The 1,264-nt window shown below is 66.0% G+C and carries 1 protein-coding gene; it reads left to right on the top strand.

Annotated elements, in window-relative coordinates; translation table 11 throughout:
• Positions 1-93 precede the first annotated feature (93 nt).
• Positions 94-1,251, top strand: a complete 1,158-nt coding sequence (locus tag D7Y11_RS42615) for an IS4 family transposase (RefSeq protein ID WP_120574871.1) — start codon at positions 94-96, stop codon at positions 1,249-1,251.
• Positions 1,252-1,264: the final 13 nt, after the last annotated feature.

Raw genomic sequence — 1,264 nt, 5'->3', positions numbered from 1 at the left:
CTGAGTGATCCCCGCATTTAAGCGAGCGGATCGCCAGACGCCTACCTGACAGCTGCGTGCGAGGCGGAGTGGTGGGGAGCAGTAAGAGAGGCCATGCGGGGACGCAAAGTGGCCATCAACGAAGAGCAGGTGCTGAGGTTCCTGGAGAGCCTGTTCGAGGAAGACCTGCACGCCAAGAGGGTGCTGTCGCTGGCGCACGCGACGTTGGGCGTGGTGCACGCCGCGTCGCTGTCGGTGCACGCCATTGGCCAGGCGCTGGCGTGGGCGCGAGGCGGAGTGCAGAAGCACGGCATCAAGCAGGTGGACCGGCTGCTGTCCAACGATGCGGTGGACGTGTGGAAGCTGGCGGCCTCGTGGGTGCCATACGTGCTGGCCGAGCGCACCGAGGCGCTGGTGGCGTTGGACTGGACGGACTTCGAGGCCGATGACCACACCACCCTGGTGGCCAGCCTCGTCACCTCGCATGGACGCACCACGCCCCTGCTGTGGATGACGCTGCAGAAGAGCGCGCTGGCGGGCAACCGCGCCCAGGCGGAGGATGAGCTGCTGCTGCGGCTCAAGGAGTGCGTGCCCGAAGGGGTGAAGGTGACGGTGCTGGCGGACCGGGGCTTCGCGGACCAGCGGTTGTATGCCCTTTTGGCCCAGGCGGGCTTCGAGTACGTGGTGCGCTTTCGCAAGGACGTGCGGGTGGAGGTGGCCGGCGGCACCGGGTGTCCCGCGGCCGAGTGGATTCCCACCAGCGGGCACGCCAAGAAGCTGATGGACGTGCATGTGACGGCGGACCGCACGCCGGTGCCAGCGGTGGTGCTGGTGCACCAGAAGGGAATGAAGGAGCCGTGGTGTCTGGCCACCAGCCTGGGAGCCTCCAGCGCGCGCCAGGTGGTGGACCTCTACGCCCGGCGCTTCTCGTGCGAGGAGACGTTCCGGGACGTCAAGGACTTGAGATTCGGGATGGGACTGTCCACGGTGCGCGTGAAGAGTCCCGAGCGCAGAGACAGGCTGCTGCTGGTGAGCGCCTTGTCCCAGGTGCTGCTGACGCTGCTGGGCGCCGCGGGGGAGAGTCTCGGGATGGAGAAGGGTTTGAAGGCCAACACAGCCAAGACGCGCACCTACTCGCTCTTCCGACAGGGCTGCATGTATTACCAAGCCATTCCCATGATGAAGGAGGAGCGACTGCTTCCGCTTGTCGAGCGCTTCGCCGAACTCCTCCATCAGCACCCTGTCTTCAAAGAAGCGCTCGGTTTCATATGAGGGGATGGCTCAG

This window comes from Corallococcus sp. AB018 (genome assembly GCF_003986945.1).
GTDB lineage: Bacteria > Myxococcota > Myxococcia > Myxococcales > Myxococcaceae > Corallococcus > Corallococcus exiguus.
This window is presented reverse-complemented; position numbering and strand designations above follow the sequence as displayed.

Excerpts from the sequence above, each read along its gene's own strand:
- D7Y11_RS42615 (WP_120574871.1), top strand. The coding sequence starts at position 94 with ATGCGGGGACGCAAAGTGGCCATCAACGAAGAGCAGGTGCTGAGGTTC.